The organism is Methylolobus aquaticus (assembly GCF_054172105.1).
Map to the genome: position 1 here is coordinate 1 of NZ_JBSYXP010000023.1, position 24,607 is coordinate 24,607.

The window sequence follows — 24,607 nt, forward strand, 5'->3', positions numbered from 1 at the left end:
GACCTCCGCTTGCCGCTACCTCCCTGGAACGGCCAGACGCTGCCGAATGTCGCTTAAAGGAATTTTGCAGGGCCGACGATGTACCGAGGGTTCCGTCTGGCAGTGTTGGGGACCTGGCAGCCGCCACACCGGCCCGTAACGACACCGCATTTCGAAGCCGGTCGCCCCCGCCCACCAAACTCCCGCTCCAGCTGCCTCCACGCAACCTACTGGTTTTTCGAGAAACCGATGCGTTGACAGTCAAGGCATCGACAGAGAACAGAGAGGCGAAATGGCTAAATTTCACCCAGAAATCGGGGGTTGGGCAGAGCGGCAGTCAAGAGACGAAATGCGGAAACCGCGCCAGCCGTGCGGCTCAGGGCGAGTCGGAAAAAGCAGAGAAGGATTTGGCGGTGGGTTGTTGGTAGACGGCAAGTACCGATACAAGGTGTTTGCCAACACTCCAGAGGGCTTTGCCTCCTTCCTTATGGGGTAGCCGTTCCCCCCTTTTTGGGGAGCGGACAGAGCGGGACAAAAGCCACGCGACCGTCAGAGGAAGGAAACCCGCCGCCGTGCTTACAAGGGCACCCACGGCGTGTCGCGGCCGCCCAGCTTGCTACTGAGACGACTACGGCAGGAACGGGTGCCCGGAAGCAGTTGTCTTATAAAGTTTTGCCGTTATGCTTGACGCCTTCGTCCGGCGCCGCCGCTACAGGTTACAGGTCGAAGAACGCACCCGCCGACAGCGCCGTCACGCCGGTCAGCACCACTGCGAAGTCGCGCAGCCCGTCGCCGTTTACCTCGCCCTCGAGCACGCCGCCCGCGAAGCGCAGTTGCCCCGCGACACCGACGGCGAACGTGGCCGCGCCCACGAATGCGAAATCCTGGTTGCCCGCGATCAGTGCATTGGCATCTATGCCGCCCACATCGATCCGGTCGCCCTGCGCCGCTCTGAAGTCCGCGATCCGCTCGAGCGTCCCCGCGGCCGCCGCCTCTCCCACCAGGCCCCACACGAACCGATCCGCACCCGCGCCACCCGTGAGCACGTCGGCTCCGTCGCCGCCGACCAGCACGTCGTTGCCCGCGCCGCCCCTCACCACGTCGTTGCCGCCGCGTCCCTCGATCCGATCGTTGCCCTCTGCCCCATCGATCCGGTTGACACCCTCGTCGCCGAACAACTGGTCGTTCCCGAACCCGCCGTTCAGGTTCTCGATGTTTCGCAGCGTGTCGAACCCGCTGCCGTCGACCAGGTCGCCGAGCGATGGGCTTGTGTTCTGTGTCACACCCTGGATCGCGAGGTCGACCCGCACCCCGGTCGTATTCTCGAAGTAGCTGGCCACGTCGATCCCCGCCCCGCCGTCGAGGATGTCGTTGCCCTCGTTGCCAAGCAGCAGGTCGTCGCCCAGACCCCCGTCGATCGTGTCGTCACCCGTCCCGCCGTCGAGGGTGTCGTTGCCCGCGCCACCCGAGATCAGGTCGGCTCCGGCCCCGCCGCGCACCAGATCGGCGCCGTCGCCCCCGTTCACCGTGTCGTTGCCGTTGCCGCCGTCGATCGTGTCGTTGCCCGCTTCGCCCACGAGCAGGTCGTTGCCCTCGCCGCCGTCCAGCACGTCGTCGCCCACGCCGCCGAACAGCTGGTCGTTGCCGCCCCGTCCCGCGATCGTGTCGCGCCCCGCCAGTCCTTCGATCCGGTTGGCACCGCCGTCGCCCGACAGCACGTCGTCGTGTGCCGAGCCGGTCAGGTCCTCGATCGAAAACAGCGTGTCGCGCCCCGTGCCGACCACGTCCAGCACGGTCCGGCTGATCAGGTCGGCCCGCACGCCCTGGCCCGCGGCCGCATAGCTCGCCCGGTCGCGCCCCGCCCCGCCGTCCAGCACGTCGTCGCCTGCCCCGCCCACCAGCACGTCGTCGCCGATGCCGCCGAGCAGCACGTCGTTGTCGGCACCGCCGTCGAGGAAGTCGTTGCCCGAGCCGCCGTCCAGGAAGTCGATGCCCGCCCCGCCGTCCAGCACGTCGTCGCCCTCGCCGCCGAACAACTCGTCGCTGCCCCCGCGTCCCGCCAGCGTGTCGTTGCCGGCCAGCCCTTCCAGCGCGTTGTCGCCGTCATTGCCGCGCAGGACGTCGCCATGCGCCGAGCCGGTCAGCGCCTCGATCGAAATGAGCCGGTCGATGCCGGCGCCGAAGGTCAACTGGAAACCCGTCACGGCGAGATCGACCTGAACGCCCGCGGCCGCATTCCGATAGGTCGCGCGGTCACGGCCGGTTCCGCCGTCCAGCTCGTCGACCCCGTCGCCTCCCTCGAGCACGTCGTCGCCAGCCAGACCCTGGATGATGTTCGCCCCGTTGCCGCCCACCAGCACGTCGTTGCCCTGCGTACCCACGATGAGTGCCATTGGTTCCGTCCTTCCTCAAAGGATTAGAAATTCAATGGGCGCGGTCGCCCGTTTGGGGAGAAAGGATTAGCCCATGGTGGGGTCTTGTCAACTAGCGAGAACGATCTGGAGAGCAATCAGGAACAGTGGTTTCGGTGGTCTGACTGGACCAGCGCATCGCCGAAAGGCGCGTCACCGGGTCTCTGGCTCGGTAAGGAGAGCAGACGGCGCGAACGGACCCGCATCGGACGCGAAAAGTGAGTTGGTGTGCAGGGTGGACCGGTTACCAACGGACGGTCAGGTCGAACTGGAACTATGGCGCCGGTACGCCGTTCCCCGGGTCACCGGACGGGTCTGCTCCCAAGCCGAGGTGTTCCTCAGGCGCGTGGAACGCGCCGGTGAGACCGGCGGCACCAACTCATTTTCACCGGTGAAGGCATCCCACTCTCGGCGTCACGGAGCAGTAAACCGCCCCACCCTCGGGCGAAGGCACCAAATTTGGAACCCAAGTCCCGACCGCCCACCACACTCCCCCGCCAACCCGACCCGCTGAAACCCGCATGTTTCCTGGAGCGAGGCTGTTGACAGTCAACAGCCCAACGGAGAACCGAGAGGCGAGCTGGCTAATTTTTGTCCAAAAAACGGGGACTCCAGCGACGAGCCGTCAACAGACCAATCGCGGAACCCGCGCCAGCCGTGCGGCTGAGGGTTGTTATCTGGGCGCGGCGTGGCACGCCCCAGCCATCAATGCCTGAGGCGCGTTGCTTACGCTTTAAGGCGCCACCGTGAACGCGCCGTTGCCGTGTCGACACTGCACGTCTGTGTGGGTAATGATTCATAGGCGCAACCGGAAGCTGACCGAGGTCCCGCTGCCGTTGTGACCGCACTACCCTTCAATGGGGGGGCGGTCGGGCACCGGCGTCGGACGCTGTGCCGGCCACGCTCACCCGGTTGCGTCCCGCGGCCTTGGCCCGGTAAAGAGCTTCGTCGGCGCGCGCCAGCCAAGCGTCGAAGCTCTCCGCCGCGCGCAACTGCGCGACGCCAAAGCTACAGGTCACACTGCCGACCGCGGGGAAGGGCGAGGCGGAAATCTCTGCGCGCAGCCGCTCGGCGAGTCGTCCGGCCTGCGCCGCTACACAGTGCGGCAGCATGATGGCGAATTCTTCGCCGCCCCAGCGGGCCAGCACGTCGACCCGTCGCAGCTGCGACTGCAGACGGCGGCAAACCTCGATCAGGACCTCGTCGCCGGCCAAGTGCCCATAACGATCGTTGATCGCCTTGAAGCGGTCGATGTCGAGCAGCAGCAGCGATACCGGGTTGCCGTAACGGGCCACGCGGGCGAGTTCGTCCCGCACGGCCCGGTCGAAATGCCAGCGATTCCAGACACGGGTCAGCGTATCGGTCGAGGCCAGGCGCGCGAGCTCGGCATTCGCGCTCTGCAACGCGCGATTGGCGGCTTCCGCCGCATCGCGCGCCTGCTGTAGCTCATGCTCGAAGCGCTTGCGTTGGCTGATGTCACGGGTCACGGCGAGCAGGCATCTTTCGTCCTCGAACTCGATCTGCACCGCGGCCATCAATCCCCAGAACAACTCGCCATTCTTGCGCCGGAACTGGGCCTCGAAATCGTGCAGCCGGCCGTGATGCACGACCTGATCGATGACATGCTGCCGCGCCGCCAGATCGACCCACAGGTTGAGCTGAATGCCGTTGCGGCCGAGCGCTTCGTCACGCGAGAATCCGGTGATGTCGATGAACCCCCGGTTCACGTCGAGATATTCGCCGGTACTCAGGCGGGTGATAACGATCGCGTCAATGGAACCCTGGAACGCGGCCTGGTAGCGCGCGTTGCTGGTGAGCAACGTACGTTGCAAAGCCGTCTGTTCGGTCAGATCGAGCAATGAGATGAGCAGATTGTTCTGCGCTGCCGCCGCACTGACGACGATGTCCCGTTCCGTACCGTCCCGACGGGTGAAGCGAAACGGCCGCGACTCGACCCCGCCGTCACCCTCGGCGACCGTCAGCAGCCAGTCCTCGAGTTCGATTGCGTCGCCGGCCTCGTCCAGGTGACGCGTTTCGACCGCTCGGCGAGGGTCGGGATCGCGGTCTGCGCAACGCCAAAGCTGCGGATCCGAGGCTGGCTCAGTGGATTTGCCCATAAGGATGAGAAATTCCATGGTCGAAGGGACCGCTTGGAGGAGACGATGTACCCATGATGGGGTCGTGTCAACGCGCGAGCACGATCGGAAGGGGAGTAGAAGCAGGCGTCGGACGAGAGAAGGGAGCAGTGGTAAGGCTGGCCCGATTATCCATCCGCCGCAGGCCAGTTTCGAATCCGGGCGCGACCGCGGGTTCCGGCTGCCTACCAAATGCCCACTCAAACCCGATCCGCTGAACCCCGCATGTTTCCTGAATCGGACCTGTTGACAGTCAACAGCTCGACAGAGAACCGAGAGGCGGATTGGCTAAAAATCAGCCAAAAATTGGTGCTTCCGGAGACGAGCCGTCAACAGCCCAATCGTGGAAACCGCGCCAGCCGTGCGGCTCAGCGCGCGCCCGAAAAAGGTGAGTAGGATTCTGCGGTGCGTGATTGGTGGGCCATGTAGGGATCGAACCTACGACAAACGGATTAAGAGTTCTTTCCTTGGCAATTAACCACGATTTACGTAGACGAATAACAGTTGTTAATTCCATGCCTTATGATTAACATTTCTTTACCGTAGCTTCTCCAAATTTACCTGAGCGGTGACCCCGGGGTGACCCCGACCCAAGGAATCCTAATGTCGCACGTGATCAACTTCACCAAACGGGCCCTTGAGGCGCTACCGCTACCTGCTGCTGGCAAGCGCGTCAGCTATCAGGACACCAAGACCCCTGGCCTTGAACTGCGCGTTACCAGCACCGGCACCATGACCTTCTGTGCCCGCCGGAAGGTCAACGGCAAGGCCGAGCGGATCACATTAGGCCGTTACCCCGCGATGACGCCAGAGCAGGCGAGAAAGCGAACGTCGGAGATCAACGGCACCATAGCGGCGGGCAAATCACCCGTTACAGAGCGCAAGCGGGAAAAACTGGCAGGCAAGACACTGGGGCAGACCATTGAAGAGTACGTCAGTAAACGCACGCTGAAACCTAAGACCGTGCACGACATTCGGCAGTGCGGTAGGGAGGTCTACCGCGAGTGGCTCGACAAGCCATTGACCGCAATAACGCCGGACATGATCAGCAAGCGACACAAGCAACACGGAAAAACCCGATCCGAGGCGCGCGCTAATCTGGCCATGCGCTACTTGCGGGCCTTCATCAATTTCGCGATGGATAACCACTTGGACGAGCGCGGGAAACCGATTATCACCGACAACGCGGCGACGCGCGCGATGAAAAAGGCATGGTTCCGCGTGGATCGGCGGCAGACCGTCATCAAGCCGCACGAATTGGAACCCTGGACCGCTGCTGTCATGGCCCTGCCGTCAGAGGATCACCGCGACTACTTCATATTCCTGCTGCTGACCGGACTGCGGCGTCAGGAAGCGCTCGATCTGACGTGGCACACGGTAGATCTGACGGGCCGCACGTTCACGGTGCTGGATCCGAAGAACCACCAAGACCACACCTTGCCGTTGAGTGACTATCTGATGGACATTCTGACCCGGCGCAAAGCAGCGGCAACATCGGCCTATGTTTTCGCGGACACTGCAGGGCGGCGGGTGTCGAACTTCCGTTATGCCCAGGCGGCGATCGAGAAGACCGCAGGCATATGGTTCACCCCGCACGATCTGCGGCGGACCTTCGCGACCGTTGCCGAAAGCCTGGACATTCCCGCGTATGCGCTCAAGCGGCTGCTGAACCACGCGAACGGGGCAGACGTGACGGCGGGGTACATCGTGGCTAACGTCGAGCGGCTGCGTGAACCCATGCAACGGATTACCGACTACGTGCTGAAGGCGAGCGGGCTGAAGCCGTCTGCTGACGTCTTACCCCTGACCCTAGGACACCGCCGCGAGCGCGTCACTGTATGACGAGGACTTTTGAACGAGGTCGACAATGGATCAAAAAGATGCGTCTGCCGACGCCCAAGCGTTGATTGCGTCTACCAGAGCCCAGCCGCGCTGGGCAAAATGGTCGAATGTGCCAAGAGCAGCTGTCGAGGAGTTGGTCTTGCTCTCTCTCGGAATTGATCCCGACGTTTGGCGTGACGATATGACTCCGCGTGAACAACACCTGTTGGCCTACGCCGTCGGATTGAACCAGAGGCTGGATCTGGCGGTGCGCTGCCTATCTTCTGAGGGTCCGCTCCGACCAACTCCGGAAGGTGCCCGGGGCACAAAGGCGAGCGTCGATGCCGCATTCTTCGTGACCTGGGCTCAGACTTTGAACCCGCCCTGGCTGTTACCGCCTGAGTTTCCGACGGGCGGCACGGCCTCCATCGTGCGGGGGATCGAGAGCCTGAATACCCCTCACCATCCCTACTACGCGGAGGAACTCGCCATTGCCTGCAGAGCATGGCTCGCCTTGTATTCGGAGGGGCATGAGAAGGCAGCGCGTATCGATGCGGCTGCGCGGACGAAATTCGCGGCTGAAAGTGGCGCGGGGACCCGTGCTGCTAAGCGTATCGCCATCGTCATCAATCCCTCGGGCCGAAAAGCGGGGGGCGTTTCGAAGACTCCAGTGAAGAATACCAACCACACCTGAAACCCCCGCCAGCGCTGGCAATTCTTGAACCGACTACGCCTGAGGTAGCCGAACTCACCACACCCGCTACACTTTTTCCGCATTTTTTTGCTCTCAATATTCGTGTCGCCCATGGCAATTAACCCGGCGATACCGAGCCAATCAACGGTATCGCCACCACCAAGAGGCGATACTGATGAAGATTCACAACAATCCACACACCGCTACCGCACTCGGCGCAGATCAAGATGCCTGCGGCCTCGATGAGGTGACGCACTCGACCCTCGCCGATGAGGGTCAGTCTGTTGACCGTCCGGACCACCAGGCTCCCGCTACGACTCCGTACGGTGAAAGCGCTCTCGGCAGAGTCCAAGACGCGATCAACTACGATGCACTGCCCGATTCGGTGCTTTTGAAGGAAACACAGGCCGCGGCGTTTCTTGACCTCGCGCCCGGAACAATGTCGGTCTGGCGTTGCACGGGGCGAGAGAGCATTCCCTATCTCAAAGTTGGCCGGAACGTAAGGTACAGGCTGGGCGATCTGCGTCGCTGGCTCAACAAACGTATCCATCGACATTGCGGCGCTTCAGGGCCGGCGCCGGAGGTGGGCGTCGAGGACCACGGGCCACCACCTCGGGTAAAGCGCCAAACGAAGCCGGGCATAGCAGGAGACGGAGCAAACGGCTTGCGGCGCAAGGATCGACACGGTACGAAAGGTCAGGCCGGAGCAGCCGTTGAACCAAAGAGTAATGTCACGAAGCCCGCGGAGAAAGACGCCGCGCCTCCACCTTCCCGAAATGGACGAAAAGGGGGTGATGATCATGGCCGCTGAGCTACTTCTCTCCCGTCTTGAACGGGTTCGCAAGACTGGGTCGGGCCGGTGGGTCGCAAGGTGTCCCGCGCACGCGGATCGGGAACCTTCCCTCTGCGTTCGGGAATGTGACGACGGTACCGTGTTGATCAAGTGCTTTGCCGGGTGCGGTGCCTCCGAGGTTGTCGAAGCGGCAGGTCTTCGGCTTAGCGATCTCTTCCCGCCCCGGCAGGCGGCTTCTCGGGCGATGAAGGCAGCGACTCATCGCCCATCGATACCTTGGGAAGATGTTATTCGGGCAATTCGACATCATTTGCTGGCAATCGGTCTGGCTGCCGACGATCTCGCTGGTGGAACTGGACTGTCACGAGAGGACGCCGCATCGCTCGCACGCGCTGCCAGATTCGTACTCCGCATCATCGAGGAGGTGCGTGATGTACGATGATGACGACACCGAAAAGGTCCATGCCTTCACCGACGAAACACTGCGTCGACATCGTGCCGCCGACGGTGAATCCAGTGATACATGGCCTGATCCGCAGCCACTGACCGCAAAAATCGATCCAGTGCCTTTTCCCATCGAGGTGCTGCCCGACCCTATCCGACGGGCAGTCGAAGAAGTCTGCGGTTACGTCAAGACCCCCGTTTCCATGGCGGTGGCATCTGCCATGTCCGTATTGTCGCTGGCCACACAAGCCCATATCGACGTCCGGCGGGACGAGGTGTTGGTCGGTCCGGTAAGCCTCTCCATGCTGACGATTGCCGAGTCCGGGGAGCGAAAAACTCAAGTGGACAAGCTGTTCATGCAACCGATCGAGGCCTATCAGGAGCGGCAGGCAGAGCTGGCAGCACCGTTGGTCGAAGCTTACAACGCGAAACTGGCGGCCTGGGAGGCTCAGCGTCAGGGGGTTCTACAGGCGATCCGTGTGGCCGGGAAGGCTCGCAAGCCGACGGAAGACCTGCGGCAGCACTTGGTCGAACTGGAAGCACAAAAGCCGGAGGCCCCGAAGGTGCCCAAACTCACCCGAATGGACGCCACCCCTGAAGGGCTTGCGAAAAAGCTGGAGCAAGAATGGCCGTCCGCTGGCATCATTTCCAATGAAGCAGGGATCGTATTTGGGTCCCATGGCATGGGAAAGGACTCTGTTGTTCGCAACATGGGCCTCCTGAATATGTTCTGGGATGGTTCTCGCTTCCAGTCCGATCGTGCCGACGAACAGCGCGCTCGCGATGTCCGTGGCGCACGATTGACCATGGGGTTGATGGTTCAGGAATCAACGCTTCGCGCCTTTTTCGAGCAGTCGCAGGGGCTTGCCCGCGGCACGGGGTTCCTGGCTCGATTCCTGATGAGCTGGCCTGACTCAACGATGGGCACCCGCCTCTACGAAGCGCCGCCCCAAGGCATGCCCGCGCTTGCGGTGTTTAATAAGCGCATCGCGGAGATTCTTGAGCGATCGGTTCCGCGTGACGACAACGGCCGTCTACAGCCGAAGCCCTTGGAGCTTTCACCGCCGGCAAAAGCCTTGTGGATCGCTTATCACGATTCCATCGAGAGAAAACTAGGTGCTGGAGGCGATCTCCATGACGTGAAAGACGTCGCTGCGAAGAGCGCCGACAACGCAGCGCGTATAGCAGCGCTATTTCAGTATTTTGCGTCCGACGACATCGATTCCATTGATTCGGACAGTTTCAGAAGGGCCAGCGAGACCGCTGGGTGGTATCTCCAAGAGGGTCTTAGGTTCTTGGGTGAGTTCGCTCTTCCGTCTGAGCTGGCACACGCTGCACGATTGGATGCCTGGTTGATCGCACACTGCTGCCAGACTGAGAAATGCACGGTTCCGAAGAACAGTGTGCGCCAACGCGTGACCCCTATCTGGCTGCGCGATAAAAAGATGCTGGACCCTGCCCTGGATGAGCTCGTTGCACTCCACCGGATCAAGGTCGAATCGGATGGTCGGCGCATGCAGGTCTACGTCAACCCAAAGCTAAACCATGGTGATGGGGCATGATGCAAAAACCGGCGACTCGAAACTGCGCCTTCCTCAGACCTGCGACAGCTATTCCTGCTATTTCCGCTACGGCACGGGCACCGCCGCACAGGTAAGTAGCAGGAATAGCGCGAATAGCAGTAGCTCCGTCAAAAAGATGCGCCCACCGCAGTTCATGCGCGCGGTGGGCGTGCTCGTCAGGCGCGTCTTCTTGAAAAATCCGAGGTTCGAGGAGGGGGGGGGGGTGAAGGCATAGCGTGGGATCGCTCGTTGTCATGGCTCAGCGTTATCCATAATCTATGCCTTTGGCACACGGGGGGACGTTGCCATGCCGGTGGGTAAGAGCTATCAGCTGCGTATCTTGCATATTTCCGATCTGCACGAACGCGGCTTGCGCGAGACCGAGCGTTGGCGTCGGCGTCGCGTATTAGGTGATGCTTGGCTGCATAATCTCGAAACGTTTCGTGCCGACGGTGCGATCGACATCGTGTGCTTCACGGGTGATGCAGCGGACTGGGGTAAGCCTGAAGAGTACGCTGCGGCGACCGAGTTCTTTCAGGCGATGCTGGAAAAGCTCTGCGTGACGTCGGACCGCTTTTTTCTGGTTCCCGGTAACCATGACATCAATCGAAACCTGCATCCGGACATCTGGCGCTCCACCCGTGACACGTTTTCACAGGGTGATGGCCTAACGCTCTCCCGCTGGCTGTGCGGCACTGGCGGTGCGCCGCGCGGCGCGGATCCAGATGGGCTCGACCGGGTTCTGGAACGCCAAAGCGGCTATTGTGCCTGGCTGGTCGAACTGGGGCGTCAGGCTCTCAACCCCGCATCCCATTCGCACGGACGGGTGGGCTACCGGATAGCTTTAGCCTTGCCGGAGTTCCCGTTCCCTGTGCACGTCATCGGGCTCGATACCGCGTGGTTAGCGGGTGATGATTCCGACAGCCAAAAACTCTGGCTCACCGATGACCAGATCATGCGACATGCGTGCGACGAGCACGGTAGGGCCTTGGAAGGTTTCCGCCTGGCTCTGGCGCATCACCCGCTGTGGGACCTCGCCGACCACGCGCGTGCAGCTAATCTCCTGGCCGAACATACGGATCTTCTACTGCGCGGCCATTTGCACGATCCAGTTATGGAACGGCGATCTGATCCGGATCGGGGCTTGATGGATCTCGCGGCCGGCTGCCTCTACGAAGGCCACCGCGCCGATCGATCTCCTAACGGGGCGCAACTGATCACCGTCAAGCTCGACGCCACCGGCCGACCCTCCAGCGTCGAGACATGGTTCCGCACATGGTCCGAACAAGGGCACTGGTACGATGACGACAGTCGCTACCAGCGAAGCCGCAATGGCCGTGTGCGGTGGGACTTCCCCTCGCGAACGCACCCGAAGTTAGCGGGGGGCAACCCTTACGACTTCGCACACCCTGCGGTTCCCCAAGTTTCGTCGGGCGCGCGAATCTGTTGCGGAACTTGGCCGAAGCGATCGAGCAGGGCGCCAGTGTGTCACTGGTCGGAGACCGAAGGATCGGCAAGAGTTCGGTGTTGCAGACCTTCGCTTCAACGGCACGCGACATGGCGCGGACGGTGACTGTGTTGAGTGGAGAAGGGCCGGAAGCCGCATCCCTACCCGCTTTCGTCACCACCATAACCGGTCGTACCTGCAAGTCCGAAGCGGACGCCGCAGCCGAGGGGCTGTCGGCCTGGCTGGCAGATATCGGCCGGCCCGGTTTGCCACCGGTGATCCTGCTGGATGAAGCGGAGATTTTTTTGCGGCAGTTCGACTACCGCTTCTTCGAACGGCTGCGCGGCATGCTCGGCCGACTTTGCCTCGTAATCGCGACCCATCAACCCATCGACCTGCTCTTTGAGCAGATCGGCCGTGGTTCCCCGTTCGACAACAAACTTCGCATCGAGCGATTGGGGCTGCTGGAGGATGATGCGGCCGAGCGACTGGTGCGGCGCGGGGATGGCCGGCTCGACCCCGAAGATCAACACCTGATGCGAGATTGGGCCGGACGACACCCCTATTACCTGCAGCTGCTTGGCTTTCGCTTAGTTGAGGCGCGCTTGCGCGGGGAGGCGCGCGAGTCCGCACTAGACCGGGCGCGAGAAGACGCGTTCGCGAGGCTGCGTCAGCTCTGGCGCACACTGCGGGACCGGGAACGACAGGCTCTGCGAGAAGCTGCTACAGGTCGGCCAACGGACAACCATGGCCTACGAACCCGCGGCGTGCTGGATCACCGGGGCTTTCCGTTCGGTCGTGTCGTCCCAGAGTGGTTGACTGAAGAAGACGAGCTATGACCTCGAGTCACTACGAGACACCCACAGATCTGCCCACCTATTGGGAATTCCTCTGGCAATTCTTCATGCAGCCGATCACGCTGCACCTACGTCTAAAGGCCTGTGGAATCGAGGACCCCAATGCTTCCGCGTGGCGGCTGTGGCGCGCCGGAGGGGAGAACCGCAGATATCTGAACAGAGTGGGTTTTTTGCTGGTAATGATGGTGACTCTCATGGAAGGTAGCGCAGGATTCACGCTACACCTGCTGGGTCATCCTGTCGATTCGTGGCCTTTGGGTTTGGGCGCGGTTTTGGGCGCGGTTTTGGGCGCGGTTTCGGGCGCGGTTTTGGGCGTGGCTGGGGGCGTGGGTGCGGGCGCGGCTTCGGTCGTGACTTCGGTCGTGACTTCGGTCGTGGCTGGGGGCGCGGCTGGGGGCGTGGCTTCGGGCGTGGCTTCGGGCGTGGCTTCGGGCGTGGCTATGGGCGTGGCTATGGGCGTGGTTTCTGGCGCAGTTTGGGTTGGGGCCCTGGACGTGGTTTCTGGCGCAGCTTGGGGCGTGGCTGGGGGCGTGGCTGGGGGCGTGGCTGGGGGCGTGGCTACCGGCGTGGCTACCGGAATTGCGGTTCTGCTTGGGCTCTTTCGATTGCCGACCTTTCTGCTGGAGGCATTGGTCCAGCCGCTGTTGTACTGGTGCCAGCGAAAGTTCGCCCGACCAACCCTACGCTGGTCGCCAGTTCTGCATCATGAACTCATCTACTTCCCGCTTCCTTTCCTGGCCAGCCATATCGCACTGGCAGCCGAGACCGATCCGCATCTTGCATTCCGCGCGCTGCTAGCCTGCATCAGCGCGCCTGGCCAGCGGCGCGTAGGCCGCATCGCGCTGGCTCGTCTGCAAGCGCGCGAGTTGGAGCGACAAATACGGGACGGACGATTCAGCGAGGCCGCGGCTCTCGAGGGTCAGTGGCTGCCCGGCCTGGATGGCGCCGATCCGCTGCTCGCGGGTGTTGCTAAAGCAGCGCGCTATCTGCAGGCAGCACAGCAGTCGAAGTTTCCCCATCATGCGCTCGGGCATATCGCCTCCGCCGACAAAGCGGCGAACGCTTTGCAGAATCGCCTGTCGGCGGATCGCAGTGAACTTGGGCGCGAATTGCGCAGCATTCTTCCCGCCCTGCAGCACGCAGCAGGCGAGCTTCGCGTGCAGGCCCAGCGCGGGTCGGAGCGACAACTACCGAACCCTTTCCGTTCCGGAAATCCACTGGCACCGGAGGCCGGCCAAGAGGTGTTCCGCGGCCGAGAGAACTTGGTGCGGCGAGTCGAAGAACTTCTTGCCGACGCAGCGAACGCCGCGTCCCTGGCCCTGCTCGGCCCCCGGCGCTGCGGGAAGACGTCACTGCTGAAGATGCTACCGGCCATGCTGCCGGATGCGATCGTGGTGCACTTCGACCTGCAGGACAATCCAGTCGATAGCCTGATCGGCTTGTTCTCCGCCATGGACAGGCAAGCTCACCAGCAAGCACAGCGTGACCGGCAAATCGAACTGCCCCGACTCGCCCGGGATCAGCTAAACGAGCGCCCATTTGAGACCGCCAAGGCTTGGCTCGATTCGTTGGAAACGTGCCTGGATGGACGGCGCCTGCTGTTCTGCATTGACGAGTTCGAGCGACTGGAAGATCTATTCCCCGGGGATCGGCGGGCACTGTTGCGGTTCATGGGCCTGCTGCGGGCGACGATTCAGCACAAGCGACGGGTGCGGCTGCTCGTCGCGGGCGCCGCGCCGTTCGAGGATTGGGGAGAATTGTGGAGCGACCATTTCATCAACATTCGGGAGATTTCCATCGGTCACCTGGAGCGGCTCGAGGTTCTGGATCTCCTGATGCATCCGATTCCGGATTTTCCAGTGGGTGCGATTTCAGAGCCCGTGGCAGAGGCTGTTTTCGCCCGTACCAATGGACAGCCTTTCCTCGTGCAGCTTTATGGCAGCCTGCTGGTGAGCCACCTCAACGAGAAGGTACGCCGCGAGGCCACATTGGATGACCTCACAGCCGTGGACCAACGGGTTCTCGACGATGGTCGCCCCTATTTCCGGAGTCTCTATCGGTCTGCTCCCGAACCGGTACGAGCGATCTTGGGTGCCTTAGCCAGGGGCGAGAACCCTGTTTTCGAGCCTCGTGCCCACGCATGGCTGCAGCGATGGCAGGTCATCGACAAGGCTGGCAAGCTGCGGATTCCAATATTCGCGCAGTGGCTCGTGGCGGAAGAGTTCTGAGCTCAATAACCACATCACCCCACCCTATGCCGCTTGAATTAACCATTGCGAGTGGCATGCGAGCAATTCAATGGCCAGCCTGCAATCGCTGCAATCCGGAACCTCCGTACTGGGCGGCTTGCTACATGCGGCGGTCAGCGTCGAGTGGTTCGGCTCCGACGCACTGGAACTGACCTACAAGGAGCCCGAAGGCAAGGTCGGCAACCAGTTGCTCTACCAGGATGATGAGCCGCGGCGATCTGCAACGTTTCCCGATCGTTCGTCCTGGCAATGTGGCCGGGCGCTAGCAGAATGAACGGACAGCCTAGTTTTGGTCGCTGTTCGAGAATCTGACCAACGTCAATTTAGGCTGGCGATGCTCACTATCTTTGTCGACACTTGTGTCTGGTGGCACTGGTTCACCTATCGCGACGCCGCGCAGTTGGAGAATCGAATCCGTGAGCACTGCGATAGCTTTGACGAGATCTACAAACTGGTTTGGCGTCACCCTGAACGTTCGCGATTTCTGCACAACAAGCGAATCGAATTGGAACTTGGTGACCGCTTCAAGGCGGAGTTCGAGCAAAAGGTCATTCCAGTCTCAACTAGGGTTCCAATCCCATTAACCCGATATGATGGTGCCTATTGTCATGACGGATCCGTGCTTCGCGGCGGCCGGATGGGCGGTAGCCTTCGAGATTTGCTAAAGATTGATGGCCATCCTCACGATACCGCGCTAGCGATGGCGGCTGATAACCTTAAGGAAGGTGAAAAGCTGTATTACAAGAAGCCGCGGAAGCGAGAGTTTGACATTGAGCATATGGAGTCGGCCCTAGAGGCTGACGCGAGCCTCTTTCTCACGACCGATGAACGAACCATCTTGAAATCGTTATATCGGGCTGCTCATAAGTATGAAGAAGGCCATCCAATCCGCCTTATCCACGCCATTGCAAAGACACCCACTGCCGCTCTTTTTCGTGTGCGGAATGAGTTGGGCCCCTAACATCGTTAATCCTAGATTCCTCCGTTAGCGGTTGTCAGAATCGCGCGAACGCAGAGCTGATGCGGGTTGTGGGCGCAACGGGAGGGTCACCCGATGGGTGAGGTGAAATTTGAGAAGAGGGCGTTGGTCAAGGCGGTCGAACGGGGGCTGAGCGAACCGGTGGGCGAGTTGTCAGAGTACCGTCTGTCGACGCCGGGTGGTCGGTTTCAGGTGCGCTGGGATGAAGGCGGCAGTGCCACGGCACTGGGGCAGTTGGCGTTCTTTGCCGAGTTCTTGGAGGTCACGGGCGTGTTCGAACGCTGGACCGAGAGTTGCCCGATGGCCTACACCAGTCCGAATGCCCCGGCGGTGGTGGATGTGTTGGGGACGTGGTTACTGTCGATTCTGGATGGGCAACGGCGCTATGCGCATGTGACGGGCCTGCGCGGTGATGAAGTGGCGCCGCGGATACTCGGCATGAACAAGATTATCAGCGACGAAAGTCTGCGGCGGGCCTTGGCGCATCTGGCGCCGAATCAGCCGCGGCGCTGTCCTGAGGCGGAACGGATCCGCCGTGCTGCGCAGCTGAAGAGGAGCACGGTGTGGATGGATACGGCACTGGCGGAAAGCGTCCAGGAGGCACTGCATACACCGTGGATTTTGGACTGCGACACCACCATCAAAGTGCTGTACGGACATCAGGACGGAGCGGAGGTCAGTTACAACCCGAAGAAGCCGGGGCGTCCCAGTCACGTGTTGCACACCTACTGGATCGGCAACGTCCGCCAGGTGCTGGAGGTGGAGGTGAAGAACGGCAAGGCCCATGCACCCCAGCACGGCCTGCCGCGGCTGCGAGCGTTATTGGAGGCGTTGCCACCGGCACAGCGTCCGGCGCTGGTGCGGGGTGACAACGCCTTCGGTAACGAACGGGTGATGGCGGAGATGGAAGACCTGGACCAGGCCTACCTGTTCAAACTGCGCCAGACCGCCGGGGTCAAGCGCCTGATCGAACGGCTCTGGGCACGCCGGCCCTGGCAGGCGGTCGGCCACGGTTTCGACGCCGTGGAAGCACCGCTGCAGCTAGCGGGGTGGAGCCGGGCGCGGCGCGTGGTGGTACTCCGGCGCCGGCTCAAGGGAGAACTGCTGGCGGAGGCCGCGACCGCGGGCCAACAAACCCTGCTGTTCGCTGATACCGTCAAGGGCAAGCTCTGGGAATACGCCGTGCTGGTGACGAACACCGACCATCCGCTCGAAGCCCTCGGCCAACTCTACCGGGACCGGGCGGACTGCGAGAATGGCTTCGACGAGTTGACCCACCAATGGGGCTGGGGCGGCTACACCACCCACGACCTGGAACGCTGCAACCTCTCGGCGCGGGCCGTCGCCCTGATCTACAACTGGTGGAGCTGGTATGTGCGACTGGCCCACCCCAAGGCGCGCCGGGAAGCCATCACCAGTCGCCCCTTACTGCTCGCCGGGGTCGCCCGCCTCACCGAACATGCCGGCCAGGCCCGGCTATTGCTGACCTTGACCCATGCCGCAAGCGACCAGATCAAAGCCATGATCGCCAATGTTCGCAAGGGTCTCAGCCACATTCGGACAACTGCGCCTCAGTTGCCGAAACGGGACCGCTGGCGGGCGCTCATCCGCTACATCGTGGCCGAGATCCTCCGCCTGAAACCCGCCCAAGGTCCGCGGCCGATGGGTCTGCCTCCGCCAGTACCGGTGTAGCATCACGGTCAACTGAGGAATTTAGGTTAATCCACGGCGCTCCCCGTAACCCGATGGGGGTTCTCTCGATCTCCACCGAAGCCCTTTTAAGATCTGATTGTTCTTTGCGCCCATGCCATGAACTGGTACGTTCACTGGGTCGACAAGGCACTTGTTGTGCTATGTTGTCACGGTCGAGATCCCGATCTCGTAAGGACAAGCGCCCATGACCAGCCTGGAATCGCTGACACCCGGAGCCTCCGTACGTGGCGTGCTGCCGAATACGGCCGTCAGCGTGGTCAGCGTCAAGTGGTTCGGCTCCGACGCACTGGAACTGACCTACAAGGACCCGGATGGCAAGGTCGGCAACCAGTTGCTCTACAGGGATGATGAGCCGGGGCTGGAGGTCGTTTCCAGCGGTCGGCCGTGGAGCTTCGATGGCGACGGGCACCTCTTCCGCCTGGTCTCCGAAGCCCACCGCATTCGGCTGGCACATCTGTTCGATCCGCTGCTCGCGGTCCATTCCTCCCAAGTCGTGCCGCTGCCACATCAGATCACTGCGGTCTACGAGGCCATGTTGCCGAGACAGCCGCTCCGGTTTCTGCTGGCGGATGACCCTGGCGCCGGCAAGACGATCATGGCCGGCCTGTTCATCAAGGAACTGATGATCCGCGGCGATCTGCAACGTTGCCTGATCCTCTGTCCTGGCAGTCTGGCCGAGCAATGGCAGGACGAACTCTATTCCCGGTTCCAGTTGCCGTTCGAGATTCTGACCAACGACAAGCTGGAGTCTGCACGAACCGGGAACTGGTTCCTCGAAAACAACCTGGTCATCGCCCGGCTCGACAAGCTCTCGCGCAATCCCGATCTGCAGGACCAGTTGGCTGTACCCGAGTGTGCCTGGGACCTGGTGGTTTGCGACGAAGCGCACAAGCTGTCGGCGACGTTCTTCGGTGGCGAGATCAAATACACCAAGCGCTACCACCTCGGTCAGTTGCTATCCACGCTGACGCGCCATCTCCTCCTGATGACCGCGACGCCGCACAACGGTAAGGACGAGGACTTCCAACTCTTCATGGCGTTGCTCGATGGCGATCGGTTCGAGGGGCGGTTCCGCGATGGGGTGCATACCGCGGATGTCTCCGACTTGATGCGGCGGATGGTCAAGGAAAACCTGCTGAAGTTCGACGGCACGCCGCTGTTCCCCGAGCGCATCGCCAACACCGTGCCGTATCGGTTGTCGGAACCGGAGGCGGCTCTCTACAAGGCGGTCACTGACTACGTCCGCGAAGAGTTCAACCGCGCCGAGGCCCTGCAGAACGACAAGCGGGCCGGTACCGTCGGCTTCGCGCTGACGATCCTCCAGCGTCGTCTCGCCTCCTCCCCCGAAGCGATCTACCAGTCTCTCCGACGACGCCGCGAGCGTCTGGAGAAGCGCCTAAGGGAACTGCAAGTCTTGCAGCGCGGTGCGGCTGCCGCGGCCTTGGCTGCCGGCAACGGGTTGCTCGATCCGGACGATCTTGAAGACCTGGAGGATGCGCCCGACAACGAGGTCGAAGCCACCGAAGAACAGGTTCTCGACCAAGCCACCGCCGCGCGCACGATCGAGGAACTGAAGACCGAAATCGCGACGCTGCAGCGGCTCGAAGGGATCGCGCGGCGGGTGCGACAGAGCGGCGACGATCGCAAATGGCGCGAACTCGCTAGCCTGCTGTCGGAGATCTTCATGCCGGCCGCGGTCGCGAACGGTGTGGCGGACCTTGAGGCAAGCTACGCCGACAGCGGTGTCACCAAGCCGACCACCTCAGTGCACCAGAAGCTTGTCATCTTCACCGAACACCGTGACACACTGACCTACCTCGAACAGCGCATCCGCACGCTACTGGGCCGAACTCAGGCGGTGGTCTGCATTCATGGCGGCCTCGGGCGAGAAGAGCGGCTGCGGGCTCAGGAGTCCTTCAAGCACGATCCGGACGTTCAGGTCTTGTTGGCGACCGACGCGGCGGGCGAGGGTATCAACCTCCAGCGTGCCCACCTGATGGTCAACTACGACCTGCCTTGGAACCCGAACCGGTTGGAACAGCGGTTCGGCCGAATCCACCGTATCGGCCAGACCGAAGTCTGTCACCTATGGAACCTGGTGGCCGAGGAGACGCGCGAAGGCGATGTCTACCGCCGGCTGCTCGAAAAACTTGACGAGGCGCGCAAGGCTCTCGGTGGGCAGGTCTTCGACGTGCTCGGCAAGCTCCAGTTCGAGGGGCGCTCTCTGCGCGACCTGCTCCTGGAGGCCATTCGCTACGGCGAGCGCCCCGACGTGCAAGGGCGCTTGTTCCGCGCGATCGAGCACGCCGTCGATCGGGATCAGATCCGTATCCTCCTCGATGATCATGCCTTGGCGCACGACGCCATGGATGCCAGCCGCGTGCAGCGGATCCGCGCCGACATGGAGCGGGCCGAGGCGCGCCGGCTGCAGCCGCATTACATCGAGTCGTTCTTCATGGAAGCCTTCGCCAAGTTGGGCGGGACGGTCCGCCAGCGGGAGGCGCGGCGGTATGAGGTCACCCACGTACCGGGCCCAGTCCGCCAGCGCGATCGGCTGATCGGTGTCCGTGAGGCGATCCTGCCCCGCTACGAGCGCATCACCTTCGAAAAGGACTTGGTCGCACCGCCAGGGCAGCCGCTGGCCGCTTTTGTGACGCCCGGTCACCCGTTGCTGGATGCCGCGCTAGACCTGACGCTGGAACGCCATCGCGACCTATTGCGGACGGGCACGGTGCTGGTCGACGAAGGGGACGCCTCGGACCGGCCGCGGCTACTGATCTGCCTGGAACACGCGGTTCAGGATGCCACGCCGACCCGCTCGGGTGAACGGCGGACGATCTCGAAGCGCCTTCTGTATGTCGAGTTCGATGCCGGTGGACAGACGCGACACCTGCACTATGCACCGTATCTGGATTTTCGTCCTCTGAAGCCCGATGAGCCCGCCGTCGATGTGATCCTGGATCGGCCTGAAGCGGCATGGCTCAATCATGACCTGGAGCAGACCGCCCTGAGCCATGCGATCGCGCACGTGGTGCCGGACCATCTCAGGGACGTCCGCGACGCCCGGATCGCATTGATCGACAAGACCCGCGCCGCGGTGAAGGAGCGGCTGACCAAGGAGATCGGTTACTGGGACCATCGGGCCGAGACGCTGAAGCTGCAGGAGCAAGCCGGCAAGCCGAACGCCCGGCTTAACTCCCAGGAAGCGCGGCGGCGAGCCGACGAACTCCAGGCCCGTTTGCAAAAACGGTTGCAGCAATTGAACCTGGAAGCGCAGATCTCGGCGTTGCCGCCCGTGGTGCTCGGAGCGTTCCTTGTTGTCCCCATGGGTCTGCTAGCCAAGATTCAGGGATTGGCCGTGCCGCCGTCCACGCAGCCCATCGATACCCAGGCGTCGGCGGCGCGCGCCCGAGCCATCGTCATCGACGCCGAGCGGCGGCTGGGATTCGAACCGACGGACCGCGAAGTCGAAAAGCTCGGCTACGACATCGAGAGCCGCGATCCGAAAACCGGCAAGCTGCGGTTCATCGAGGTGAAGGGCCGCGTCACGGGTGCGGACACGATCACGGTGACCCGCAACGAGATCCTGTACTCGCTGAACAAGCCCGAGGACTTCATCCTGGCAATCGTTGAATTCGTCGGCCAGGATCACCGAGTACACTATGTCCGACAGCCGTTCCAGCGGGAGCCCGACTTCGGGGTAACGAGTGTGAACTACGACTTCGCTGAACTTCTCCTTCGCGCAGCAACGCCAGACTAAAGCCACGCAACAATATGCTTGAACGATTGGAAATCCGAAACTTCAAGCTCTTCGACGACATCGAGTTGGAACTCGGCGACCGTGTGGTGCTGATAGGCCCGAACAATGCGGGAAAAACTTCCGCCTTGCAGGCGCTTGCGCTATGGGACATCGGCGTCAAGCGGTGGGTGGAAAAGCGCGGTGCTGGAAATGTGCCGGAAAAGCGCCCTGGGGTAACGATTAACCGGCGTGATTTGATCGCCGTTCCTGTGCCCGCGGCTAATCTACTCTGGCGCGATCTACATGTCCGCGAATCCGTACGCGAAAAAGGCACGCAGAACATTCGGATCGAAGTTGTGGTGCATGGAGTATCAGGCGGCAAGCGATGGACCTGCGGGATGGAGTTCGATTATGCCAATGATGAGTCGTTCTACTGTCGCTCGTTGCGTGTGCCGGAGGGTGGACGGATGCAGGTTCCATCCGAGGCAGCTAATGTATGTATTGCGTATTTGCCGCCGATGTCGGGCCTCGCGGCCAATGAGACGCGACTTGATGAAGGGGCGATCAACGTTCGACTCGGCGAGGGACGCACCGCGGAAGTCATGCGGAACCTCTGTTATCAGGTGCTGCAAAGCGAACACGGTGAAATCACCTGGCGGCGGCTGGCAGAACAGATGGAATCGTTGTTCGGTATTCGGCTCGACCCTCCGGAGTACATAAAGGAGCGGGGTGAGATTGTTATGTCTTATCGAACCCGAGGGAATACTCGTTTGGACATCTCCTCCAGCGGACGCGGCCAACAGCAGACCCTCTTGCTACTTGCTCACATGACCGGCAACCCTGGCGCGGTGCTTCTTCTCGATGAGCCGGACGCTCACCTCGAAATCCTGAGGCAACGGCAGGTTTATCAGATTCTCGCCGACACAGCTGCGGCAACAGGCAGCCAGGTCATTGCGGCCAGCCACTCCGAGGTCATCCTCAACGAGGCAGCCGATCGCGACGTATTGATCGCCTTCATCGGCAAGCCTCACCGGATGGATGACCGAGGTAGTCAGGTTCTGAAATCGCTCAGGGATATCGGCTTTGAACATTACTACCAAGCCGAAGAGGTCGGTTGGGTGCTCTATCTCGAAGGATCCACCGATCTCGCCATCCTGCGGGCGGTGGCCGATCTGCTAGACCATCCGGCGAAAACAGCCCTTGAGCGACCTTTCGTTCATTACGTCGCAAATCAGCCAACAAAGGCTCAGGAGCATTACTACGGAATTCGTGAGGCCAAGCATGACTTGGTCGGAATTGCGATCTATGACCGGCTGGATCGACCGCCTCCGCCAGATTCCTCTCTTCGCCATGTCATGTGGCATCGCCGGGAACTGGAGAACTACCTTTGCAACTCCGAGACCTTGCTTGCTTTTGCCGAGGCAAGCGGGCGCCGGAGCCAAGGCGAACTCTGGATCACGCCTTGGAGAGACGCGATGCAGGAAACCATCACTGAAATCGAAGTGGCACTTTCGGCACTCGACAAGCCATCGCCGTGGGGACCGGACATCAAGGCAAGCGACGATTTTCTCGATCCCCTGTTCAAAAGGTTCTTCGAAAAGCTAAGCCTGCCGAACCTAATGCGAAAGGCTGACTACCATACACTCGCCCCGTTTGTGCCCAAGGACACAGTCGATCCGGAGATTCGCGAAAAACTGGATCTGATCGCACAGACGGCAGATCAGGCCAAGCCGCGCAGGGATTAGCGTTCGTGCATAACAAGGCTCCCAGAAGTCCAGCTGCCTCTGGAGGCGATCAACAATGCCACCGAGACAGAGAAGTTAATCCTGAACAGTCTATCAGCGGTTTCTATCATCAATGCAGATGAAGGGCTTGGATCGGTCGATGCCGCCAAACCGAATGTTCCCATGCGTTCTGGCGCACCTGATGTCTAGTGCAGAGAACCATTGATGCCCCTTGATGAAGCCGCGTTGCCGAAACCAGACCAAGAGCTCCGAGACATCGCTGATCGTTTTGCCGGAATCTTTCGACAGCGACGAGATGAACGCGCGCGGGCCATCCGGGATACGGCCAATGTCATCGAACAGCATCTCCAAGAGTGGAAGAAGAGCCTGCGAACGCAGTTGGAAGAGCAATTGCGAGCCTGGGATGAACACGGCACGCCGCTGTCTTTCGTGCGTGTCGCGGGCCAGCGCCATCTGGAGAAGCCCCTCAATCGATTGCTGGGATGGCTGGCCGATCCGGAAGGGGATCATGGACTCGGCTCTGAATTTCTGATTGGTCTCGCCGGGCGCATGAATTTGCCTGAAATGGTTGAGGATTTACAGAACGGGGAAAAGCCCGAGGTGAAAGCGGAGGAAGCGCTTGAGGATGATGATTCGGGAAAACAGCCGGATCTCCTCGCGCGGACTTCGCGCGCTGCATTGTTACTGGAAAACAAGGTCTGGGCCCCCCAGAGCGGCGACCAATATGGGCCCTATCTTGCTGTGTTTACCCAGCACTTTGCCGGTGATCGAAAGAAGCGGGCATTTCTTTGCTCCCGCACACCGAGGAATAAACCCGAAGGGTGGGACGGCACCCTATTACATAGTGATCTGGCTCGCATTCTTCACGATATCGCCGGTGGCGAAGGAACATTCTCGACATGGGGAAGGATCGCTGCGGTCGTATGTGCAGTCGCACTTGAGGATTCGGAGATCGGCGAGAAGGCTCGGCAGGCCCGCGAGCTGCTCAAAGAAACCCACACGGCTTCTGTCAACGCCAGGCACATCAGCCAGCTTCGCGCAGCAATACCGCTTGCCCAACCGTATACACCATGGAATAGGAGCTGATGATGGCAAACGTATCGTGGTCACAGAACGAAGTCGCACAAGCTTACGACGAGAAACTTCTCCTTCTCGAAGCGGCGCGGAAGGAATACGAGCAGTCGGTGTTCGAATTGATCGAAGCACTACGCTCGGCTTTGGAGGCGCGCCGGTCGGCAATCTCGCTCGACGAGGGCATGGCCTTTCAGATCCAGGCACGCGACTTTCCGGAGTTTGCGTGCCGCACCCTGGAGTGCGCGTTGAAGACGGACACGGACGAGTCCCGTGTTCAGGTCGTCGCGCGGATGGCGACGCCATGGGGTGGCAGGGGGGGCCAGCTTCAGCTTGGCGTGTTAGCAAGGCTTGATGACAAGCTGGTTCCTTGGAGCGTAGAAGACCTGCGGAGCAAACATAAGGATCTATTTCCAAGGGCGTCACTGGAGCAGCCCGACCCGGCTTGGCTATGGGCTGGCGAAGTAAACCTTTCTGATGCGGATGCGCTGGACAAGGCGCGCGACGAGATGGAAAAGCTCATCGCAAACGCTGAAGAAGTCGGCTGGGAGATCGATGAAGCAGTTCGCTTTTCGAAGCGCATAGCAGATCTGTTTGTACCCATACGAAGCTCGCTTGAGCCAGCTCTGGGCCCATCCGGCTGGAAGTTCAGCAGTGGTTTGAACTGGTGGCAAGGCATGCGTTATCTCCAGATGGATCAATCGGGAAAGCCCACCTTCTGGGTGGGTTTCCATGTCAAAGACGGTACGCTCATGTACGGCCATAGCAAACGCAACGGCCTTGCCCAGGCTTTCGCACAAGCCGCTGGAGTCCTATCCATAACCTACAGCGGGCATCCTGCCGGCGTATGGAAAAAGAAAGAGGAGCTACTGCAAGCTTTCTCGGATGATGACATGAGTGAGGTGACACAGGGTGTGATCGACCTCTTCTCGAAGTTTGTCGCAACCGTCAACCAGAGTCCGTGAACG

16 protein-coding genes are annotated in these 24,607 nt (G+C 61.4%); 14 read left to right on the forward strand and 2 right to left on the reverse strand.

Features of this window, described 5'->3' with window-relative positions; translation table 11 throughout:
* Nucleotides 1–695: 695 nt before the first annotated feature.
* Both ACW73L_RS20625 and ACW73L_RS20630 read right to left on the reverse strand, forming a co-directional pair.
* A complete protein-coding gene (locus ACW73L_RS20625; protein ID WP_498924449.1) occupies nt 696–2,372 on the reverse strand; it encodes a calcium-binding protein in 1,677 nt (558 codons plus the stop codon).
* Nucleotides 2,373–3,244: 872 nt separating this feature from the next.
* A complete protein-coding gene (locus ACW73L_RS20630; RefSeq protein WP_498924450.1) occupies nt 3,245–4,507 on the reverse strand; it encodes a GGDEF domain-containing protein in 1,263 nt (420 codons plus the stop codon).
* A gap of 621 nt (nt 4,508–5,128) precedes the next feature.
* Between ACW73L_RS20630 and ACW73L_RS20635 the strand changes: the two genes are divergently transcribed.
* The 14 genes from ACW73L_RS20635 to ACW73L_RS20700 all read left to right on the forward strand — a co-directional run bounded on the left by ACW73L_RS20635 (nt 5,129) and on the right by ACW73L_RS20700 (nt 24,604).
* Nucleotides 5,129–6,367, forward strand: coding sequence for a tyrosine-type recombinase/integrase (locus ACW73L_RS20635; RefSeq protein WP_498924451.1), 1,239 nt, complete (start codon nt 5,129–5,131; stop codon nt 6,365–6,367).
* A gap of 25 nt (nt 6,368–6,392) precedes the next feature.
* Nucleotides 6,393–7,040, forward strand: coding sequence for a hypothetical protein (locus tag ACW73L_RS20640; protein WP_498924452.1), 648 nt, complete (start codon nt 6,393–6,395; stop codon nt 7,038–7,040).
* Nucleotides 7,041–7,215: 175 nt separating this feature from the next.
* Nucleotides 7,216–7,851, forward strand: coding sequence for a helix-turn-helix domain-containing protein (locus ACW73L_RS20645; protein ID WP_498924453.1), 636 nt, complete (start codon nt 7,216–7,218; stop codon nt 7,849–7,851).
* A gap of 413 nt (nt 7,852–8,264) precedes the next feature.
* Nucleotides 8,265–9,839, forward strand: coding sequence for a YfjI family protein (locus ACW73L_RS20650; RefSeq protein ID WP_498924454.1), 1,575 nt, complete (start codon nt 8,265–8,267; stop codon nt 9,837–9,839).
* Nucleotides 9,840–10,146: 307 nt separating this feature from the next.
* Nucleotides 10,147–11,412 (forward strand): metallophosphoesterase family protein, encoded by a 1,266-nt coding sequence (locus tag ACW73L_RS20655; protein WP_498924455.1) that lies wholly within the window; start codon nt 10,147–10,149, stop codon nt 11,410–11,412.
* Nucleotides 11,325–12,125, forward strand: coding sequence for an ATP-binding protein (locus ACW73L_RS20660; RefSeq protein ID WP_498924456.1), 801 nt, complete (start codon nt 11,325–11,327; stop codon nt 12,123–12,125). Before ACW73L_RS20655 ends, ACW73L_RS20660 begins: the two co-directional genes overlap by 88 nt.
* Nucleotides 12,122–14,371, forward strand: a complete 2,250-nt coding sequence (locus ACW73L_RS20665; RefSeq protein WP_498924457.1) for an nSTAND1 domain-containing NTPase — start codon at nt 12,122–12,124, stop codon at nt 14,369–14,371. Before ACW73L_RS20660 ends, ACW73L_RS20665 begins: the two co-directional genes overlap by 4 nt.
* A gap of 70 nt (nt 14,372–14,441) precedes the next feature.
* Nucleotides 14,442–14,666, forward strand: coding sequence for a DUF8742 domain-containing protein (locus ACW73L_RS20670; RefSeq protein ID WP_498924458.1), 225 nt, complete (start codon nt 14,442–14,444; stop codon nt 14,664–14,666).
* Between the two features lie 60 nt (nt 14,667–14,726).
* Nucleotides 14,727–15,353 (forward strand): hypothetical protein, encoded by a 627-nt coding sequence (locus tag ACW73L_RS20675; RefSeq protein ID WP_498924459.1) that lies wholly within the window; start codon nt 14,727–14,729, stop codon nt 15,351–15,353.
* 93 nt (nt 15,354–15,446) lie between these two features.
* A complete protein-coding gene (locus ACW73L_RS20680) occupies nt 15,447–17,063 on the forward strand; it encodes a transposase (RefSeq protein ID WP_498924460.1) in 1,617 nt (538 codons plus the stop codon).
* A 205-nt stretch (nt 17,064–17,268) separates the two neighbouring features.
* Nucleotides 17,269–20,844, forward strand: a complete 3,576-nt coding sequence (locus ACW73L_RS20685; RefSeq protein WP_498924461.1) for a DUF8742 domain-containing protein — start codon at nt 17,269–17,271, stop codon at nt 20,842–20,844.
* Between the two features lie 14 nt (nt 20,845–20,858).
* On the forward strand, nt 20,859–22,568 hold the full coding sequence (locus ACW73L_RS20690) for an ATP-dependent nuclease (RefSeq protein ID WP_498924462.1): 1,710 nt from the start codon (nt 20,859–20,861) through the stop codon (nt 22,566–22,568).
* 204 nt (nt 22,569–22,772) lie between these two features.
* Entirely contained in the window at nt 22,773–23,654 is an 882-nt protein-coding gene (locus ACW73L_RS20695) for a PDDEXK-like family protein (RefSeq protein ID WP_498924463.1), read from the forward strand.
* A gap of 2 nt (nt 23,655–23,656) precedes the next feature.
* Entirely contained in the window at nt 23,657–24,604 is a 948-nt protein-coding gene (locus tag ACW73L_RS20700; protein ID WP_498924464.1) for a hypothetical protein, read from the forward strand.
* Nucleotides 24,605–24,607 lie beyond the last annotated feature (3 nt).

Excerpts from the sequence above, each read along its gene's own strand:
- ACW73L_RS20630 (WP_498924450.1), bottom strand. The coding sequence starts at position 4,507 with ATGGGCAAATCCACTGAGCCAGCCTCGGATCCGCAGCTTTGGCGTTGC.
- ACW73L_RS20675 (WP_498924459.1), top strand. The coding sequence starts at position 14,727 with ATGCTCACTATCTTTGTCGACACTTGTGTCTGGTGGCACTGGTTCACC.
- ACW73L_RS20680 (WP_498924460.1), top strand. The coding sequence starts at position 15,447 with ATGGGTGAGGTGAAATTTGAGAAGAGGGCGTTGGTCAAGGCGGTCGAA.
- ACW73L_RS20625 (WP_498924449.1), bottom strand. The coding sequence starts at position 2,372 with ATGGCACTCATCGTGGGTACGCAGGGCAACGACGTGCTGGTGGGCGGC.
- ACW73L_RS20635 (WP_498924451.1), top strand. The coding sequence starts at position 5,129 with ATGTCGCACGTGATCAACTTCACCAAACGGGCCCTTGAGGCGCTACCG.
- ACW73L_RS20645 (WP_498924453.1), top strand. The coding sequence starts at position 7,216 with ATGAAGATTCACAACAATCCACACACCGCTACCGCACTCGGCGCAGAT.
- ACW73L_RS20665 (WP_498924457.1), top strand. The coding sequence starts at position 12,122 with ATGACCTCGAGTCACTACGAGACACCCACAGATCTGCCCACCTATTGG.
- ACW73L_RS20685 (WP_498924461.1), top strand. The coding sequence starts at position 17,269 with ATGACCAGCCTGGAATCGCTGACACCCGGAGCCTCCGTACGTGGCGTG.
- ACW73L_RS20700 (WP_498924464.1), top strand. The coding sequence starts at position 23,657 with ATGGCAAACGTATCGTGGTCACAGAACGAAGTCGCACAAGCTTACGAC.
- ACW73L_RS20655 (WP_498924455.1), top strand. The coding sequence starts at position 10,147 with ATGCCGGTGGGTAAGAGCTATCAGCTGCGTATCTTGCATATTTCCGAT.
- ACW73L_RS20695 (WP_498924463.1), top strand. The coding sequence starts at position 22,773 with ATGCCCCTTGATGAAGCCGCGTTGCCGAAACCAGACCAAGAGCTCCGA.
- ACW73L_RS20650 (WP_498924454.1), top strand. The coding sequence starts at position 8,265 with ATGTACGATGATGACGACACCGAAAAGGTCCATGCCTTCACCGACGAA.
- ACW73L_RS20640 (WP_498924452.1), top strand. The coding sequence starts at position 6,393 with ATGGATCAAAAAGATGCGTCTGCCGACGCCCAAGCGTTGATTGCGTCT.
- ACW73L_RS20670 (WP_498924458.1), top strand. The coding sequence starts at position 14,442 with ATGGCCAGCCTGCAATCGCTGCAATCCGGAACCTCCGTACTGGGCGGC.
- ACW73L_RS20690 (WP_498924462.1), top strand. The coding sequence starts at position 20,859 with ATGCTTGAACGATTGGAAATCCGAAACTTCAAGCTCTTCGACGACATC.